Origin of the sequence: Collinsella aerofaciens, assembly GCF_015561195.1 — a bacterium.
In the GTDB taxonomy this organism is placed as follows: Bacteria; Actinomycetota; Coriobacteriia; order Coriobacteriales; family Coriobacteriaceae; genus Collinsella; species Collinsella aerofaciens_AC.
The window spans coordinates 1-17,951 of the sequence record NZ_JADMSU010000010.1; the positions used below are offsets into that span (position 1 = coordinate 1).

The following is a 17,951-nucleotide window of genomic DNA, read 5'->3' on the forward strand; positions in this document are numbered from 1 at the left end:
GATTCGACAAGGGGCGACCATTGTGCAATCGCAAGAAGATGACGGGGCGGAATGTCAATCCTGGTCTAACAGAGCCTTAAATAATCATTTGGCTGCCCGCCGGCTAAGTGAGTAGACTTTTTTGGAAATGCCGAGCACCCAACATATTTGCCTCAATAAAACCGCTGGTCACGGACTTGTGCTTTGTCGGTGTGGTCCGGGATTCGGTAAAAGTCTACTCACTTAGTTTTGCGTGTCCGCAACGAGACTCCAGCCGGGGTGATTCCACCGCAAATTAGCTTCTCCCATCGCCGCAATTAGGCGCCGTACGGATTCCGGTCCCTCTCTATGCGTTGGCGGATGCGGGCGTACTCGATAATCAACAGTACCAGCAGTAGGGCCATGATGGCTAGGTAGCTCACGATGGCGCCCATCAGGCCGAGCAGATTGATCAGAATCACCGGGAGCACCACGCTCATGGCAAAGCAGATCAGGTAGATCTTGGTGACGTCTCCAGCGTGGCGCAGCACCGTGATGATGGCGTAGATAAAGTCGATGGCCGCGGTGACGCCGCCGGCGACGACCATCAGCAGCGCCAGCGTACGGTAGCGTTCAAAGCTGAGACCGTACATAAAGCTCATGAGGGGAATACCGGGACCTGCCATAAATGCGGCGCACACGCCGGTGATGACCACGATCAGCGCCATAACGGCAACAATAATCAGGTCAAAGCGACGACGCTTGCGAGGATTAGCCCAAATGCTCGACAAGCGCAGGAGCTGCGGTTTATAGACAAATCCAATGCTCAACAGAATAGCCTGAGCTGGAAAAAACAGGGCATTAAAGTACAACTGGTATTTGTAGGCCAGTGTTCCTTCCATCACAAACTTGGGCATGCTCTCGATAAGATTGAACAGGAATAGCGCGCCAAAGAGTGGGGCGCACTGGACAAACAGGTGGCCGACCTCGCGCAGGCTCACGCGGCGCGATTTTTCGGTCTCGAGCAGGGCAAGCGGCGCGGTGACCAGCACGAGCGAGGCGATCGCGGTGACGCCCATGGCCATGGCCGCGATGGGCATGCTGCGCGTGAGGAGCAGCGCCACGCTGAAGACCGCGATGACGCCGACGGAGCGTAGCGTTTGGCTCATGCCAGCCAAGTAGAGCTTGTCGGCCTGCTGCAGGCGGCCTTCGTACACGTCGGCGACGCCGTCTATCACCTTATACAGGTAGACGCCCAGGCCGATCGTCGCCATCTGCGCGTCATAGCCGCGGGCGCTGCTGTACATGAGGCCGCAGCCTAGGGCGAGCGCTCCGCAAAGCCAGCGGTTGAGCTGGTAGGAGGCAAAGGACGTCGTTTCGTCGATGTCCGAGACCTGAAAATTGCGCACGCCATAGTTGCACGCGATCATGATGAGCGTGCCGGTGACAAAGGCGATGGAGAATTTGCCTGCTTCTTCTGCTCCCACGAGCTGCGTAGACACGATGGTGAGCAGCGGAAACGCCAAGCCCCACACGGCGGTGCCGAGGGTGTTCCAAAGATAGTCGCGACTGGTGGCGTGCTCCTCGTATTCCGCTTCCTGCATGGAGAAGCCGCCGCCGTAGACGGCGCCGAGCAGACGGTTCCACCAAGCGTTGACCATGCGGCGAACGGGGCCGGGCTCCCGATCGCGTTCGCGCCGACGACGTGTGGCTTGGCTGCTATCGGGCCCGCCGGCGTTGCGCTGGCTCAGCTCCTGGATGCGAGCGAGCTCCTCGGCGGTGTGCGAGGCCGGGAACAGGCCGTTCTCGATGCGACCGCCCTGGCTGGGTGCCCCGCCCGATACGGTGGGGTCGGCGACGCCGTTGCGGCGGGCGATGGCGCGGCGAATGCTATCGAGGGGCGTGATGCTCAAAGCGGAGTCCTTTCTATTGCTGCGCTTTAGTATAGACGCGACGGTGTTCGCTCGTGTTTTTGAACGGATTGTTCAATAATTTCGGCGGGCGGCTGTAATTTGTCGGTAAACGTGCGGTATCCTGTTGAAGTTTTGTGACACCCCCGATGCCGCCCACGCGGTACCAAGGAGCTTCTACCTATGGACGTCGCCGCATTCTTACTGGCTCTTGTGCCGATTATTTGGCTGGTCGTGATGCTGCTGTGCTTTAAATGGCCAGCTTGGAAGGCCGCTATCGGATCGTTTGTCCTTTCGTGCTTGCTTGCCTTCGCATGGTGGCACCTGCCGGCAGCGCAGATCGCGACCGCCTCGCTCGAAGGTTTTTTGATGGCTCTGTGGCCCATCGTCCTGGTGATCATCGCCGCGGTGTTCACGTATAACCTGTGCGTTCGTACGGGCGCCATGGACGTGATCGGCAGCATGATCACCTCCATCAGCAGCGACCGCCGTCTGCTGGCGCTGCTCGTGGCTTGGTGCTTCGGTGGCTTTATGGAGGGCATGGCCGGCTTCGGTACCGCTGTCGCCATTCCCGCCGGCATGCTCGCGGGCCTGGGCTTTGAGGCCGTGCCTGCCGTGCTCATCTGCCTGCTGGCCAACGGCGTGCCCACGCCCTACGGCTCCATCGGCATCCCCACGGTGTCCGTTGCCGACCTGGTGGGTTTGGATTCCCTTCACCTAGCGACCGTTCAGCTGGTGCAGCTCGCACCGTTCTTTGTGGTGATGCCGCTATTTATTGTGCTGGTTGCGGGCCGTGTTGCCGATGACCAGGGCAATGCCGCGAGTGTGGGCGAGCGTCTGCACGGTGTTGCCGGCGTGGCGTTGCTCTCCGGCGTGTCGTTTGTCGGCGCGGCTCTGGTCGTTGCCATGTTTGTGGGCCCCGAGCTGGCCGTGGTCGTAGGATCCATCGTTTCGCTCGCGCTGACAGCTGCGCTTGCCATGCGTGCCGAGAAGTCGGGGCATCTGGACGCACGCTTTCACATGAATATCGAGGCGGGGGAGAAGCTCACCGTTAAGTCGGCGCTTTCGGCCTGGTCGTGCTTCATCCTGATCTTTGTGTTGCTGCTGGGCACGTCTAATCTGGTGCCCGCTGTACATGCTGCGCTCGCGCCGTTTGCGAGCCATGTGCAGGTGTATTGCGGTGAGAATCCCGGTATGCTTACGTTTTCGTGGATCAACACGCCAGGCGTCTGGATTTTCCTGGCGGCGTTTGTCGGCGGTGCCATTCAGGGTGCTTCGCCACGCATGATGGGCGAGGTGCTGGCCGCGACTGTGAAGCAGATGACGCCGACGGTGATCACGATGCTTTCGGTACTGGGCTGCGCCAAGGTGATGGGCTATGCCGGCATGATTTCGTCGATCAGTGCGTTTTGCATTGCGGTCGCCGGCGGTCTCTACCCGATTCTGGCTCCGTGGATCGGCGCAGTCGGTGCGTTCGTGACCGGCTCGGGCACGTCCTCGGGCATGCTGTTTGGTCCCATTCAGAGCCAGGCCGCCACTGCGCTGGGTGTGAGCGACTACTGGATGGTCGCATTGAACGCCCTGGGCGTCGCCGCTGGTAAGATGATCTCGCCGCAGACCCTCGCCATTGGTCTTGCCGCCGTGCACGTGCGCGGTAAGGATGCCGAACTCCTGGGCGCGGTGCTGCCCTACGCTGCCGGCATGCTGGTCCTGATGAGCGCCATAGCCATGCTCGGCCAAAACCTGCCGCTGTAGTCGGCACTTAGGGACGTTCCTTATGTGCCGGCACTTTGGGAACGTCCCTAAGTGCCGGCATCCGGGGGCGCTCCTTGAATGTTGCCTGTTCAAGAGTGTTCCCAATGACTAGGCGTTTAAAAACGTCCCCAATGACTAGGCCGCTTGCCTGCGATTTTTGACCGTTGGGCGGGCTTGCCGCCCTTGCCGCAAAAACGTTTTTGCATATCGGGTACAACGGGCTTTACGTGAGTAAAGTGCGCGTCGCGTCCACGTGTCGCGTTTTTAAAGGAGGCCCCATGCCTGGTGTTACCCCTGCAGAAGTTCTGTCCAACTTTGGTATTACGCTCGTTGAAGATCCCGCCGAGAATCAACCCCGTCTGCTGGTCGATCTACCCGCCGCGGAGCTTGTCGAGCACGCTATTCGTCGCAAAGAGGGCCGTATGGCTTCTAATGGCGCGCTCGTGATCGAGACGGGGGAGCGCACTGGTCGTTCGCCCAACGATCGTTTTATCGTTGACACCCCCGATGTTCACGACAAGATCGCCTGGGGTGCGGTCAACCGCCCACTGTCCGTCGAGAGCTATGAGGCCATCAAGGCCGGCATCGTCGACTATCTCAACGAGCGCGACGTGTTCGTCGCCCGCGGCATGGCGGGCGCCGACCGCAACCACACGCGTCGCCTGCTCGTTGCTTGCGAGCGTGCCAGCCAGGCACTCTTTATTAAGCAGATGCTCGCCCGCCCGCTTGCCCGCGAAATCGCGCGCACCGGCGAACCCGACTTCTGCGTGCTCGCAGCGCCCGGTTACCAGTGCGACCCCGCCATCAAGGGCCTCAACTCCAGCGCCGCCGTAGTCATCAACTTCCAGGAACGCGTGATTCTGGTCGCCGGCACCGGCTACTCCGGCGAGATTAAAAAGTCGATCTTTAGCGTCATGAACTACCTACTGCCCGTCGAGGACGACGTGCTGCCCATGCACTGCTCGGCCAGCATGGACCCCGTCACGCACGAGACCGCCGTGTTCTTTGGCCTGTCCGGCACCGGCAAGACCACGCTTTCGGCCAATCCCACGCGCCTGCTGATCGGCGACGACGAGCACGGTTGGTCCGACATGGGCATCTTCAACATCGAGGGTGGCTGCTACGCAAAATGCGAGGGTCTGGACGCCTTCCACGAGCCCGAGATCTTCAACGCCGTCCGTTTTGGCGCCATTTGCGAAAACGTGGTGCTCGACGAGAACCGCAAGCCCAACTACGACGACATCTCGATCACGCACAACACGCGCGTGGCCTATCCCGTGGAGCACATTCCTAACGCGTGGACTAAGGGCATGGGCACCACTCCGAGTGTCGTGCTGTTCCTGACTTGCGACGCTTTTGGCGTGCTGCCGCCCATCTCACGCCTGACGGCCGATGCCGCCATGTACCACTTTGTGACGGGCTTTACGGCTAAGATTCCCGGCACCGAGGTCGGCGTCACCGAGCCCACGCCCACGTTCTCTTCGCTGTTCGGCGAGCCGTTTATGCCGCTCGACCCCATGGTTTACGCCAAGATGCTCGGCGAGCGCATTGCAGACGGCCGCACGCGTGTGTACCTGGTCAACACCGGCTGGATCGGCGGCGGCTACGGCGTGGGTCATCGCATCGAGCTGGCCTACACGCGCTCGCTGGTCGCGCGCGCCCTCGACGGCACCATCGAGGACAGCGAGTTCGTGCACGACGATATCTTTAACGTCGACATTCCCACGACGTGCCACGGTGTGCCCGACGGCATCCTGGTGCCGCGCCAGTACTGGCAGAGCACCGCGCGCTACGACGAGGCCGCGCACAACCTGGCGGTGATGTTCGAGGAGAACTTCGAGAAGAAGTACTCGCACCTGCCCGAGTCCGTCAAAGCCGCCGGCCCGCACGTTCAAGTACACGCCGACGCCCGTCATCGCGGCCGCGGGCTGCTGGGACTTCGCCACTAGCTTCGCCGTGAGTCCATATCCACCACAAAGGGGACAGGCACCTTTGTGGTGGTTTTGCTCGCGTGGATGACTCGGGTTACAATACGCCTGACATATCGTCCCCTTCTCCGGATGGGGACAGCGCAAGCGTTCTTGTGACGGCACCGTAGGACTTTGAAGGTGGCCGTTGTAAGGGCGCTTTTTGTTTAGGCGCCCTCACTCGGGCGCGCACAATGAAGGGAGAGCGTATGAAGAGCTTTATTGCCGAGGATTCATTCTGGGAGCTGTTTCCGCAGGCAGCGGTCGGTGTTGTGGTCGTGGAGGGCATGAAGCCCACGGCTCAGATTCCTCAAGAGGACGTGGATGCGATTGCGGCGTTGCTCGACCGCGCCAATATCGATGCGGAGCGTCATCTGACCAGCGACACTATCAGCGAGAACGCACCGGTCAAGGCATGGCGCGAGGCCTATCGTCTGTTCAAGACCAAGAAAGGCGCGCGCTGCTCGATCGAGAACTTGCTCAAACGCGTGCTCAAAGGCAAGCCGGTGGGCCACATTACGCCCGCGGTGGATATTTACAACACGGTGTCGCTGACCTATGCGCTGCCCGTGGGAGGCGAGGATCTGCATGCGATCGAGGGGGACCTTCGCCTGAAGGTGACCGACGGTGGCGATGCGTTCTTGCCGCTTGGCGAGGAGGCGGACGATCCGACGCTGCCCGGCGAGCTCGCCTACATCGACGATGCGGGCGCTGTGTGCCGCTGCTGGAACTGGCGCGACGGCGTTCGAACGGCGCTGTCCGATGATTCGGCCGATGCGTTCCTGGCGATTGAGTGCGTGGAGCCCGAGCGGATGGGGGATTGCCAGGCTGCGATCGATCGCTTAGCCGAGCTGCTTGAGCGCTATCTGGGAGCGACGGTTGTCATTAAGACGCTTGTGACCCGCGACAATCCTTGCGTGGAGCTGTAGCGGCGCCTAGAACCTATTGATGCCCCAAACCACCACAAAGGTGCCTGTCCCCTTTGTGGTGGTTTTTATGTTGATGGGTTAACAAATAGGGTGCGCAGGGCTGGCGGCCGATAAGTACGGTTAAGATGTTTACCCGTTAGCATTATGCAAGCGAAAGGCGGTCGTCTCCCATGCAGCAGAACGACGAGACACGTTTCGAGGACTTTGTCGGACTGATCAGCGGGCTCTACAAGGAGATCCAGCGCATTAAGACATCCGAGGGCGCAAGGCTGGGCCTCAAGGGCTCCGACGTTATGTGCCTGTACTATCTTGAGCGCAGCAAGGACGGCCTGACTGGCGCCGACCTCGCTCGCATGGCAGGCGTGACCCGCGCCGCCGTCTCGCGCACGCTCGCGCATCTGGAGGAGGGCGGCTACGTCGAGGTCGATGATTCGGGCGATGCCGCCGTTAAGTATCGTGCTCCGGTGCGCCTGACCGCTCTGGGCGGCGAGAGTATGAGCGAGGCGGACCGCATCATTCGCGAGGTGCTCGATACCACCGGTAAGGCTATGGGTGTGGAGCAGCGCGAGCAGATGTATGCGTCGCTACGCACGATTCTCAACACCCTGCGCGAGATCTAAGGCCGCCAAGGCATTTGCTTCCAATTAACAACTGCATAGTCCCGTTTGAGCGCGTATGCCGTGCCGGGGCTTGCTGTCAAAATTCCCTGCGAGAGGTCCGCGCAAGAAAGGATTCGCTATGTCCATTCGTATTATTACCGATTCCGCGAGCGATATGTCGCCGGCTGAGCACCCCGCTCTGCGTGTTCTGCCGCTGTCCGTCACCTTTGGCACCGATGTGTACATGGATGGCGTCGACATCGATCACCAGCGCTTTTACGAGATGCTCGTGGAGCGCGATGAGCTGCCTAAGACCGGCCAGGTCAACCCGTACGCGTTTTCGCAGGCTATTGCCGAGGCGCGTGAGGCCGGCGATGAGGCAGTGATTATTACCGTGGGCGCTAAGCTTTCGGGCACCAACCAAAGTGCCCGCACCGCACTTGCCGAGGCGCCGGGCGGCGATGTGTATGTGGTGGATAGCAATAACGTTACCCTGGGCGAGCGCGTGCTGGTTGAGTACGCGCTGCGTTTGGTGGACGAGGGCCAGGGCGCGGCTCAGATCGCGGCGGCTGTCGAGGCCGTGCGCGACCGTGTAGTCGTCATCGGCCTGCTCGAGACGCTTGAGTACCTCGTTCGCGGCGGTCGCCTGTCTGCTGCGGCTGGTGCTGTGGGCACGTTGCTCAATGTGAAGCCCGTTGTGGCAGCGGAGGACGGTCTGATCGTGCAGCTGGGCAAGGCTCGTGGCTCCAAGAACGGCCGGAACCTGCTCAACCAGAAGGTCGAAAAGGCAGGCGGCATCGACTTTTCCATGCCGCTGGCGCTCGGCTATACGGGTCTTTCGGATGCGGTGCTCAAGAAGTATGTCGAGGACAGCGCGGCACTGTGGGCTGGCCACACCGAGGGCGAACTGCCCGTTCACACCATCGGCGCCACCATCGGCACCCACGTAGGCCCCGGCGCCGTAGCCGTAGCCTTCTTCCAGCCCGCTAACTAACCGACCTGCCATAAACCACCACAAAGGGGACAGGCCCTTTGTGGTGGTTTATGCTTTTCCGGGTGGAAGGGAGCGAGCAATGGCGTCTGAGGGCTTTTTTGAACGGGTGTACGAGGTGGTCGAGCAGATCCCCGAGGGGATGGTCGCCACGTATGGTCAGGTGGCGCTGCTTGCCGGTCGTCCACGAAGTGCGCGGTACGTGGGGTATGCCCTGCATAGTAATCCGCGCCCCGGCCAGATTCCCTGCCATCGTGTGGTGTTTGCCGACGGGCACATATGCGAGGGCTTCGCTTTTGGCGGTCCCGATGCTCAACGTGAGCTTTTGCTAGGGGAAGGTGTGGCGTTTAAGGACGACATGCACGTCGACTTGGCCGCCTGTCGCTGGCCTGCCGGGCTCTAGCGGTTCTGCCGTGGCGAAAACCACCACAAAGGCGCCTGTCCCCTTTGTGGTGGTTTTACGCTGTAGGTTTACCAGAGCTAACTTATGGAGAAGGTGTGGTGGCGTACTTTGCCGTCAGAAAGTAAACCACGGTGAACTATATTGGTTTCAGCAACGGAGCAGGCAATAGGCGATGAAAAAGCCTGCCCTGTTGAGTTTGATTCGCATTCCTCCCCTCTGTGCGATTCAACGGTGTACTTCGGGAACAGGCCTGCTGGCAACTAGCTGCCGGCGGGCCTGTTCCTGTTTGTCGAGGGGGTGCGATGGACGGAGCCGAAGCGGTCCGGCTCCAAAAAAGGCGGACGCCGTAGCGCCCGCCCTATAGCAATCGAAAGCTCAAGCCAGCAGATCGGTCTAGTACACCATGCCCATGGCGTCCTGAACCTCGGCCAGGGTCTGCTCGGCGATCTCGTTGGCGCGACGGTTGCCCTCATGCAGGACGTCCTTCACATAGTCCAGATCGTTCTCGTAGCGCTGGCGACGCTCGCGGATCGGTGCGAAGTACTCGTTGACGGCCTCGGTCACGTACTTCTTGAGCTGGCCGGAGCCTCCCATGCCAATCTCCTCGGCAATTTCGACCTCGGAACGGCCGGTGCAGATGGCGGCCGTCGAAAGCAGGCCAGACACGCCGGGGCGGTTCTCGGGGTCGAACGTGATCATGCGCTCGGAGTCGGTCTGGCTCTTCTTGATGCGCTTGGCCGTCTCCTCGGCGGTCATCGAAATATTGATGGCGTTGCCGTAGCTCTTGCTCATCTTGCGACCGTCCAGGCCCGGCAGCAGCGGGGTCTCGGACAGCAGCGCGTCGACCTCGGGGAACACCTTGCCGTAGCGGTTGTTAAAGCGGCGAGCGATGGTGCGGGTAAGCTCGATGTGCGGCAGCTGGTCGCGACCGACGGGCACCACGTTGCCCTTGCAGAACAGGATGTCGCAGGCCTGATGTACCGGGTAGGTGAGCAGAAGACCAGTGAGCTCGTGGCCCGAGGCCTCCATCTCGGCCTTTACCGTGGGGTTGCGCGCCAGCTCGGCCTCGGACACCAGCGACAGGAACGGCAGCATGAGCTGGTTGGCGGCGGGCACGGCGGAGTGCGCGTAGATCATGGTCTTGTCGGGATCGATACCGCAGGCAAGGTAGTCCATGACCATGTTGTACACGTTGTCCTGGATGTGCTCGGTCGTGTCGCGGTCAGTGATGACCTGGTAGTCGGCGATGAGCACGTTGGTCTTGGCGCCCATGTTCTGCAGCTCAACACGGCCCTTGAGGGTGCCGAAGTAGTGGCCCAGGTGCAGACGGCCGGTGGGGCGGTCGCCGGTGAGCATGGTGAACTTCTCGGGCGTCTTGGTCAGGCCCTCGCGAATGGCGTTGCTCTTTTGCAGCGCGACTTCGTAGCTGTTCTCGTTTGGCATGATTGCTCCTAACGTATGTTCATGGGTCAAGATGATAACGCGTTTATTGGAGGGGTGGTGCGTAAGTAGGCGAGGGGCGGGAGAGGGACGCGCGTGGTGCGGCATGTGCGATGGGTGCGGCGCGGCCGCGCTTGGCTAACGGTGCCTTGGCACATCCTCGGCAGCTTGCCCTAGAGCTTGTGGTGGCGCTCTTCTTTGCGCTCCTCGGCTGCCTGCTCCTCCTGCTTAAAAGCGGGGTCGTCGGGGGTGACCAGCTCGTCCTCGTGCGTGCGCTTGTTGTAATGGTGGCGCAGCACGGGTTCAAACAGGTGCAGGTGCTTGGCGAAGGCGGCCGAGCCAATGGCGAGCACGGTAAAGATGAGCACACGCATGGGCACCTCGACCTGGTTAATCGCGGCGGCGCCGGCCGAAAGCATGATGCACCAGGCATAGATGAGCAGCACGGCCTGTTTTTGGTTGTAGCCTTCTTGGATCAGGCGGTGGTGGATGTGGCCCTTGTCGGCCTGCCCGATGCTAATGTGGGCGCGCTTGCGGCGCACAATGGCGCTAAACGTGTCGATGATGGGCACGCCGGCAACGATGAGCGGGATGATAAGCGAGGTGAGTGCGGCGGTGCGGCTCACGTTGAGCAGCGAGATGGAGCCTAGCGCAAAGCCCAGAAGCAGCGACCCCGAGTCGCCCAAGAAGATGCTTGCGGGGTTGAAGTTGTAGCGCAAAAAGGCCAGACAGGCGCCAAAGAGCGCAATGGAGAGCGCGGCGGCGTCGATGCGGCCCGAGAGAACGGCCATCGAAAACATGGTGAACGACGCGATGCCGCAGATGCCCGTGGCCAAGCCGTCGAGGCCGTCGATGAGGTTAATGATGTTGGTGAATGCCACCAGATAGATTACGGTGATGGGGTAGGCGAGCCATCCGAGCATGATCTCGCCGGGAGCAAACGGGTTGACGATGACGCCGATTTTTAGGCCGCCCATGCAGGCGATAAGCGCGGCGAGGACCTGTCCGGCCAGCTTTTGCTTGGGCGTGAGCTGGAAGACGTCGTCGATAGCGCCGGTCGCAAAGATGACGGTAAAGGAGAGCGCCAGCATGGGATAGCTAATGTGAAGGCGCGGGTGCGGCACCAGGACGGGTGGCCAGCCTAGGTACCAGGTGCCTAGGATTTGCACAATGCAGGCAACGACCAGGCCCAAAAACACCGCCGTTCCGCCCAAACGCGGGATGGGCTTGGTGTTGATGCGGCGCTTAGAAGGATAGTCGACGGCATCGAGCTTAATTGCCAAGCGCTTGACCAGGGGCACCGCGAGGAAGGTCGTGATAAAAGCCGCCGCTGCCACGCATAGGTACGGTATGTAGCTCGGGGATGAAGCCATGAATCTAAAAACCGCCAAGCGTCGAAGGAAAAGGTCAAAGGTTGCTACGCGGAAATGGCATAGCTGTCCCATGATACTCGACCGAGGGGGGTGCATGTAATTGCACGCAGCGATAATCACGCGCTTACCAGATATTGGGATGTTGTCGATGGCTTGTCGGGATGCCGGCGGGGATCCATATGGACTGTATGGTGATTTTCGGCAAAAGAAAACCACCCCCCACGTTACGAAAATGAACCCACCTAAAACAGGTGGGTGCCCTCATCGACTGTTCCAGCGTCCTTAACAACGAAGGATACCTGTACTAGGTACGACTGTGTGGGCTCCCTAAATAAACGCGACGGTTCACCCAGTTGCTCCGCGGGGGGCGGAATACCTACATCATAAAGCGGCACTTTATCGATTCCAGTCTTGACATTACAAAAATCGTGTCGGACGATTACGGCGCCTTGGGCTCGAGCCGTCTGTGGGGTTGATCCCTTTACGTTTGAGCTGCTGAATCGTTGTTTTGGAGCATGGTTTTATGCCGACGTCGTTGACCGAACTTTTTTCGCCCGCCTGCCATTTGTGTCCGCGCCGTTGCGGTGCGGCGCGCGATGAGGGCGCGCACGGCGTCTGCGGTGCTAACGACACGCTCAAGGTGGCCCGCGCCGCGCTTCATATGTGGGAGGAGCCGCCTATCTCGGGCGAGGCCGGTTCGGGCACGATCTTCTTTAGCGGCTGCTCGCTCAAATGTATCTACTGCCAGAACCACGAGATCTCGACCGGCAATTTTGGCCTTGAGATTTCGCCTGAGCGCCTGGTCGAGATTATGCTGGAACTGCAGGACCAGGGTGCCAACAACATCAATTTGGTGACGGCGACGCACTATGCGCACCTGTTGCCTGCCGCGATTGCCGCGGCGCGGGCGCGCGGACTGGTTATCCCAATCGTCTACAACACGAGTGGTTACGAGCGCGCGAGTGCCGTGGCGGCGCTGGGCGACCTGGTCGATGTGTGGCTCACCGACTTTAAATATGCCGATGCCGGGCTTGCGCAGTCGCTCTCCCATATAAAGGATTACCCGCGTGTGGCCGTGTCGGGTCTGGCCCAGATGGCGCGCGAGATCGAGCGCCGCGGGGGAGAGTTGGTGGACGAGGACGGGCTTATGAAGCGTGGCATGATCGTGCGTCACCTGGTGCTTCCGGGGCATGCAGACGATTCGTGTCGCGTGCTGGACCTGGTGTGGCAGACGGTGGGCGACGTGCCGATCTCGGTTATGAACCAGTACACGCCCAATGCGCTCATGCGCGAGCAGGGCGGCGACCTGGCACGCGCCGTGACGCGTGAGGAGTACGAGCAGGTGCTCGACCATGCCGACGACCTGGGTTTTACGACGATGTTCTGGCAAGAGGGCGGCGCGGTAGACGAGAGCTTCACCCCGGCCTTCGACACCACCGGTGTTCTTACCAGCGCAAAGTAGTGCGTTCGTCGATGATTTTTCTGGGGGGATAAAAAATCATCGAGAGGATTGCCTGTTCGAAAAGTTGCCAAAATAGCCGCGCCCCAAAAAGACTGGTTATTGGGCGTTGACAGTTGGCGAGTCGTAGGTAAAATATCGACTTGTCCTGGGGACGTAGCTCAGTTGGGAGAGCGCTGCCGTCGCATGGCAGAGGCCGAGGGTTCGACTCCCTTCGTCTCCACCCTTGGATTTGATAAGCCGCTGACATTGTGTCGGCGGCTTTTTTTAAAAGAAAGGGCTATACCATGGCCGAGCTTGAGTCCCAACCATTGTCCGACGAGGAGCGCGCCGAGTTGGAAGAGCTCCGCGCTGAGAAGGCCCGCCGCGAGGCTCGGGAAGAGGCCCGTCGCGAGCGTGAGGAGCTGGCTGCCCTGCGCGCCGAGCGTGCGAAGGCCGAGGAGGTCGCCTCGAACGCCGCATCCGAGCGCAAGCCCGCGCCCGCACCCAAGCCCGCTGCTGCGAAGCCTGCACCTGCCGCGCCCAAACCTCAGCCTAAAAAGGCCGCTCGTCCCAAGTCCGTCGAGCCCAAGCCGAGCCGTGACGAGATGACCTTTGCCCAGCGCATGGTTACCTCCAAGGAACCTACGGGCGAGAACGAGATCCCTGGCATGGCGCCGGCTCAAAAAATCATCATTGTCCTTGCCCTCATTGCGTTTGTCATCTTTATGGGCTACACGATCCTGACCAGCATGGGCCTGCTCTAACCTATTTGCATCGGGCGTTATGTCCGCATCCTCTGCTCTCGTCTAACCCTCAAATTCTGTACCACACATCCGAAAGGTCGCCCCATGGCTTTGACCGACATCTCGCATCCCACCGACATTGCAATGCTCACCGATCTGTACGAGCTCACTATGGCCCAGGGCCTGTGGGAGAGCGGCAAGGCCAATGAGCAGGGTTGTTTTACCGCGTTTTACCGCGACCATCCCTTTGGCAGCGCCTATGCCGTCATGTGCGGCACCGCCGAGCTGCCCGAGCTGGTCGAGAACCTGCGCTTTACGCCCGAGGATATCGACTACCTCGCATCGCTTGAGGCCCCGGCCGGCGGCGCGATGTTTAAGTCCGCATTCCTCGACTATCTGCGCGATTTTCGTGCGCATGTAAACATCGACGCCGTGCCCGAGGGCGAGCTCGTCTTTCCGCGCGAGCCCATGGTGCGCGTCACCGGCCCCGCGCTGGAGTGCCAGCTGCTCGAGACGGCGCTGCTCAACATCGTCGGGTTCCAGACGCTTGTCGCCACCAAGACGGCGCGCGTGGTGCTCGCCGCTGACGGTCGCCCCGTGGCGGAGTTTGGCCTGCGCCGTGCCCAGGGCCCCGATGGCGGCCTAGCTGTTGCGCGCGCGAGCTACGTTGCCGGCTGCTCCTCTACGTCCAATGTGCTCGCCGGCCGCCGCTACGGTATTCCCGTCTTTGGCACGCATGCGCACAGCTGGGTGATGAGCTTCGATTCCGAGCTCGAGGCCTTCCGCGCCTTTGCCAAGTCGAGCCCCAAGAACTGCACGCTGCTCATCGACACCTATGACGTGCGCGAGGGCTGCGAGCATGCCATTACGGTTGCCAAGGAGATGGAGGCGGTGGGCGAGCGCCTGTCGGCTATTCGCATCGACTCCGGCGACCTTGCCAAGCTCTCCAAGTATGTTCGCGGCCGTTTTGATGCCGAGGGCCTGCCCTATGTGGGTATCTCGGTGTCCAACGACCTGGACGAGTACACGATTCAGTCGCTGCTCGACCAGGGCGCGCCCATCGATAGCTTTGGCGTGGGTACCAAGCTCGCGACCTGCTACGACCAGCCGGCGCTGGGCGGCGTGTACAAGCTTTCCGCCCGCCGTGCGAGCGAGGCCGACCCGTGGACGCCGGTGGTCAAGCTCTCCGAACAGCCCTATAAGCGCACGATCCCGGGCGTACAGCGCGTGCGCCGTTATTACGACGGCTTTGGCGGCCCGGTCTGCGACATGATCTACGACGAGGACCATCTGGCGGGGGAGGGCGCCGCGCGCGGCAATACCCTCGTGGCCGTGAATGATGCCGCCCTGGTGACCGACGTGTCCGAACTTGAGTATCGTGAGCTGTTGGTGCCGATCGTGCGCGACGGCAGTGCGGTGGCTCCGCGTGAGAGCATCCAGGACGCGCGCGAGCGCTGTGTTTGGGCGCTCAATCATCTGGATGCGGCTTTCAAGCGCTTCCTGTATCCGCAGACCTACGTGGTGGGTATGGAACAGGGCCTGGCCCAGGTGCGCGACGAGCTCGTGCGCAAGAATATGGCCGCGGCCTCGGCTTTCCCCTGGGCAAAATGATTCCTTGGGCGGTAGGGGCGAGTCACGCTCCCTTGGCCGCCAGCTCGGCCGTTCGCTGAACAGTTGATTGGTTTGACGTATGACGACTTCTTATAAAACGATGGTGGTAAAGATCGGTTCGTCCACGGTGGTGGGCGCCGATGGCAAGGTCAACCGCGCCTTTATCGGCGGACTTGCCGATCAAGCCGCAGCGCTGCGCAAGCTCGGCTGGCGTCTGGTCGTGGTGAGCTCGGGCGCTATTGCCTGTGGCTATCCCGTGTTGGGCTTCGACCGCAAGCCGGTCGGCGACCTTCCGAGCCTGCAGGCCTGCGCCTCGGCTGGTCAGTGCATCATCTCGTCGGCCTACGACGAGGAGTTCCATGCGCGCGACCTGCTCACCTCGCTCGTGCTGCTCACGCGTCACGACACGGCGCGTCGCACGTCCTACCTGCACGCGCGCGACGCCCTGCTGCGTCTGGTGGAGCTGGGCGTGGTGCCGGTCGTCAACGAGAACGACACCGTTACCGTCGACGAGATCAAGTTTGGCGACAACGACACACTGGCGGCGCTCGTGAGCTGCCTGGTATCTGCCGATCTGTGCGTGACGCTCTCGGACATCGATGGTCTCTATACTGCCAATCCGCATGAGGACCCCACGGCCGAGTTTGTTCCTGTCGTGCATAAGATCGATGCCAAGATTATTGCCTCGGCGGGCGATTCTTCCACATCGGTGGGCACGGGCGGCATGATTACCAAGATCCGCGCGAGTCGCATCCTCATGACCGCGGGCATTCAGAGCGTGATTTGCTCGGGCGAGGAGCCCGATGCGCTCGTGCGCCTCGCCCGCGGCGAGAGCGTGGGCACGCTGTTCGATCAGCCGGCGGAGCGTCTGGACATCGCGCCCCGCAAGCTGTGGATCGCGCTGGGCGACAAGGCACATGGGTCGGTGACGGTTGATGACGGTGCTGCGAAGGCGCTGGTCAGCCGAGGCTCGTCGCTGCTCGCGGTGGGTATTCGCGAGGTCAATGGCGCGTTTGCCGAGGGCGATGTGCTCGACGTGTGCGACCCGAGCGGCATGGTCGTCGCCCGCGGTATCGCCGAGGCCGATTCGGACGTGCTGGAGCTTGCAGCCGGACGCCGTCAGGACCAGATTGCCGGCAACCGCCTGCTGGCAGACCTGACCGAAAAGCCCGCGATCCATAGGGACAACTTGATAGTGTTCGCATAAAGAGAGGCAGCGCTGCGGCTCGTTTTGCCAGCAGTGTTGCCTCTCCTTTTCCGGCACTTGGGGACGTTCCTTAAGTGCCGGCAGATGGGGACACTCCTTTGCTAGAAGATATGGCGTAGGTCTCCGCGGTTGAGGGCTTCGTCGAAGAGGTGCTTGAACACCACGCTGCCGTGCAGCCCGTCGTGCTCGAACTCGTTGGTTACCCAGGCATGCGAGTTACCCACGCGGCTGAGCGTATCGAGCTGCAGGCCCGAATCCACGTACATGTCGTCGAAATACACCGCAGCCTGCAGCGGCACCTCGTTGCATGCCAGGCGCTGCGGGTCGTAAATCTTGTCCCAGCTGGTGTCTTCCATCAGCAGGTCCATGGCGGGCTTAAATGGCTTGAGCTCTGGCATCTGCTCAAACATCCACGGGAACATGGCCTCGCCGGTAAACATGAGCGGGCGCGCGAGCGTGTCGAACTCGGCGCGATGGGCCTTTTCCCCGGCTGCTGCCCAGCGAATCGGCAGGGTGTCGCCGTCGGCGTAGATGAATTCCTGCAGCGTCCAGTACAGCGGATTGGTGCGCGTATTGGTGCGCTCGAAGGCGCGCATCAAAAAGCCGTCAGATACCGAGGCGCCGCAGCTTAGCGTGCCGTCGCCGCCAACAAACGCGTGGTCGATAATCCAGTGCATGCGCTCAAAGCTCGGCTTCATGCCAAAGTCGCTGCCCATGAGCTGCAGGCGCTCGACCGTCATCGGCGAGCCGTCGGGCAGCACGGGCTTTTGCTCCTCGAGGGCATCTGCCAGGGCCGCCACGCGCTCGATGTCGGCGGGGTAGCGATCGTAATACTGCTGGGTCTTAGCCGCCATGCGCGGGAAGGTGTGCGCGTAGACCTCGCTGGCGCTCGCCGGGACGTGCGGAATGCCACCGCAGGTAAAGCTCGCCGCCACGCCCTCGGGGAAGAGCGACAGGTAGCTCAGCGTCAAAAAGCCGCCGTAGCTTTGGCCGAGCGTGACCCAGGGCTTGCCGCCAAAGCCCACTAGGCGCAGGTACTCAAAATCGCGCACGATGGAGCTGGCGAGGTGGCGCTTGAGGAAGTCCGCCTGCGAGCGGGCCGCATCGGCGCCGGCTGCCTCGGCGCGCTCGCCCAAGGCCGCGATCGTGCGTCCGTCAACACAGCTGCTGCGTCCGGTGCCGCGCTGGTCGGGCAGCACGACGCGGAAATGCTTGACGGCCTCTTCGATCCAGCCATCGCTTGTGGGCGACAGCGGACGCGGGCTCTCGCCACCGGGGCCACCCTGCAAAAACAGGAGCAGCGGCAGATCGTCGTTGATGCGGTCGGGCGCGCAAACCACGCGATAGAAGAGCTTGATGCTCTCGGGCGCGCCGGCGATGGGTGCCGGCATAGCGCCGCGGCGCATGGTGCTGCCGACGGCCAGGAGCATCGGCTCCAGGCCGCGCCAGTCGAGGGGGACATCGATGCTGTGGTCCTCGACATACAGGCCGGGGACGTGGTACGAAGTGATGAGCGCCATGTGATACTTCCGTTCGTTGCGGTGTTTCGGGTTGACCAATTCTACCGCCGCGGGTGAGGTCATGCGCAAATCGGCTACCATGGTTGCAAACTTCTAGGAGAAAG

General features: G+C 61.5%; 14 protein-coding genes and 1 tRNA gene. 11 read left to right on the forward strand and 4 right to left on the reverse strand.

Annotation, left to right across the window (positions count from 1 at the left end; genetic code table 11):
• Positions 1-296: 296 nt before the first annotated feature.
• Positions 297-1,871 (reverse strand): lipopolysaccharide biosynthesis protein, encoded by a 1,575-nt coding sequence (locus I2H81_RS08730; RefSeq protein WP_229108147.1) that lies wholly within the window; start codon positions 1,869-1,871, stop codon positions 297-299.
• A 180-nt stretch (positions 1,872-2,051) separates the two neighbouring features.
• Between I2H81_RS08730 and I2H81_RS08735 the strand changes: the two genes are divergently transcribed.
• The 6 genes from I2H81_RS08735 to I2H81_RS08760 all read left to right on the forward strand — a co-directional run bounded on the left by I2H81_RS08735 (position 2,052) and on the right by I2H81_RS08760 (position 8,512).
• A complete protein-coding gene (locus I2H81_RS08735; RefSeq protein WP_195645288.1) occupies positions 2,052-3,623 on the forward strand; it encodes an L-lactate permease in 1,572 nt (523 codons plus the stop codon).
• Between the two features lie 278 nt (positions 3,624-3,901).
• Positions 3,902-5,572 (forward strand): phosphoenolpyruvate carboxykinase (ATP), encoded by a 1,671-nt coding sequence (gene pckA / locus I2H81_RS08740; RefSeq protein ID WP_195645289.1) that lies wholly within the window; start codon positions 3,902-3,904, stop codon positions 5,570-5,572.
• A 227-nt stretch (positions 5,573-5,799) separates the two neighbouring features.
• Positions 5,800-6,519, forward strand: coding sequence for a B3/B4 domain-containing protein (locus I2H81_RS08745; protein ID WP_138374922.1), 720 nt, complete (start codon positions 5,800-5,802; stop codon positions 6,517-6,519).
• Positions 6,520-6,689: 170 nt separating this feature from the next.
• Positions 6,690-7,139, forward strand: coding sequence for a MarR family winged helix-turn-helix transcriptional regulator (locus tag I2H81_RS08750; RefSeq protein WP_022093866.1), 450 nt, complete (start codon positions 6,690-6,692; stop codon positions 7,137-7,139).
• Between the two features lie 118 nt (positions 7,140-7,257).
• Positions 7,258-8,112, forward strand: coding sequence for a DegV family protein (locus I2H81_RS08755; RefSeq protein ID WP_195645290.1), 855 nt, complete (start codon positions 7,258-7,260; stop codon positions 8,110-8,112).
• 79 nt (positions 8,113-8,191) lie between these two features.
• The gene (locus I2H81_RS08760) at positions 8,192-8,512 is read left to right on the forward strand and encodes an MGMT family protein (protein WP_040359378.1); all 321 of its coding nucleotides are present in this window, start codon (positions 8,192-8,194) and stop codon (positions 8,510-8,512) included.
• Between the two features lie 393 nt (positions 8,513-8,905).
• On the opposite strand, the gene trpS is transcribed toward I2H81_RS08760, so the two are convergent.
• Together trpS and I2H81_RS08770 are read right to left on the reverse strand one after the other, a co-directional pair.
• On the reverse strand, positions 8,906-9,955 hold the full coding sequence (gene trpS, locus I2H81_RS08765; RefSeq protein ID WP_117716819.1) for a tryptophan--tRNA ligase: 1,050 nt from the start codon (positions 9,953-9,955) through the stop codon (positions 8,906-8,908).
• 170 nt (positions 9,956-10,125) lie between these two features.
• Positions 10,126-11,325 (reverse strand): MraY family glycosyltransferase, encoded by a 1,200-nt coding sequence (locus I2H81_RS08770; RefSeq protein WP_055310678.1) that lies wholly within the window; start codon positions 11,323-11,325, stop codon positions 10,126-10,128.
• 523 nt (positions 11,326-11,848) lie between these two features.
• Here I2H81_RS08770 and I2H81_RS08775 point away from each other — a divergent pair.
• From I2H81_RS08775 to proB, 5 genes are all read left to right on the forward strand, one after another.
• Positions 11,849-12,787 carry a radical SAM protein gene (locus I2H81_RS08775; RefSeq protein WP_006235472.1) on the forward strand — a complete coding sequence of 313 codons (939 nt, stop codon included), beginning with the start codon at positions 11,849-11,851 and terminating at the stop codon, positions 12,785-12,787.
• Between the two features lie 147 nt (positions 12,788-12,934).
• Positions 12,935-13,007: transfer RNA gene (locus tag I2H81_RS08780), tRNA-Ala, on the forward strand.
• A gap of 64 nt (positions 13,008-13,071) precedes the next feature.
• Positions 13,072-13,530: a hypothetical protein gene (locus I2H81_RS08785; RefSeq protein ID WP_195645291.1), complete on the forward strand. Its 459-nt coding sequence runs from the start codon at positions 13,072-13,074 to the stop codon at positions 13,528-13,530.
• A gap of 84 nt (positions 13,531-13,614) precedes the next feature.
• Positions 13,615-15,120 (forward strand): nicotinate phosphoribosyltransferase, encoded by a 1,506-nt coding sequence (locus tag I2H81_RS08790; protein ID WP_195645292.1) that lies wholly within the window; start codon positions 13,615-13,617, stop codon positions 15,118-15,120.
• Between the two features lie 79 nt (positions 15,121-15,199).
• Positions 15,200-16,327: a glutamate 5-kinase gene (proB, locus tag I2H81_RS08795; protein WP_195645293.1), complete on the forward strand. Its 1,128-nt coding sequence runs from the start codon at positions 15,200-15,202 to the stop codon at positions 16,325-16,327.
• Between the two features lie 101 nt (positions 16,328-16,428).
• On the opposite strand, the gene I2H81_RS08800 is transcribed toward proB, so the two are convergent.
• Positions 16,429-17,847: an alpha/beta fold hydrolase gene (locus tag I2H81_RS08800; RefSeq protein ID WP_195645294.1), complete on the reverse strand. Its 1,419-nt coding sequence runs from the start codon at positions 17,845-17,847 to the stop codon at positions 16,429-16,431.
• Positions 17,848-17,951 lie beyond the last annotated feature (104 nt).

Coding starts and splice junctions, on each gene's coding strand:
- I2H81_RS08735 (WP_195645288.1), top strand. CDS start 2,052: ATGGACGTCGCCGCATTCTTACTGGCTCTTGTGCCGATTATTTGGCTG.
- pckA (WP_195645289.1), top strand. CDS start 3,902: ATGCCTGGTGTTACCCCTGCAGAAGTTCTGTCCAACTTTGGTATTACG.
- I2H81_RS08745 (WP_138374922.1), top strand. CDS start 5,800: ATGAAGAGCTTTATTGCCGAGGATTCATTCTGGGAGCTGTTTCCGCAG.
- I2H81_RS08750 (WP_022093866.1), top strand. CDS start 6,690: ATGCAGCAGAACGACGAGACACGTTTCGAGGACTTTGTCGGACTGATC.
- I2H81_RS08755 (WP_195645290.1), top strand. CDS start 7,258: ATGTCCATTCGTATTATTACCGATTCCGCGAGCGATATGTCGCCGGCT.
- I2H81_RS08760 (WP_040359378.1), top strand. CDS start 8,192: ATGGCGTCTGAGGGCTTTTTTGAACGGGTGTACGAGGTGGTCGAGCAG.
- trpS (WP_117716819.1), bottom strand. CDS start 9,955: ATGCCAAACGAGAACAGCTACGAAGTCGCGCTGCAAAAGAGCAACGCC.
- I2H81_RS08770 (WP_055310678.1), bottom strand. CDS start 11,325: ATGGCTTCATCCCCGAGCTACATACCGTACCTATGCGTGGCAGCGGCG.
- I2H81_RS08775 (WP_006235472.1), top strand. CDS start 11,849: ATGCCGACGTCGTTGACCGAACTTTTTTCGCCCGCCTGCCATTTGTGT.
- I2H81_RS08785 (WP_195645291.1), top strand. CDS start 13,072: ATGGCCGAGCTTGAGTCCCAACCATTGTCCGACGAGGAGCGCGCCGAG.
- I2H81_RS08790 (WP_195645292.1), top strand. CDS start 13,615: ATGGCTTTGACCGACATCTCGCATCCCACCGACATTGCAATGCTCACC.
- proB (WP_195645293.1), top strand. CDS start 15,200: ATGACGACTTCTTATAAAACGATGGTGGTAAAGATCGGTTCGTCCACG.
- I2H81_RS08800 (WP_195645294.1), bottom strand. CDS start 17,847: ATGGCGCTCATCACTTCGTACCACGTCCCCGGCCTGTATGTCGAGGAC.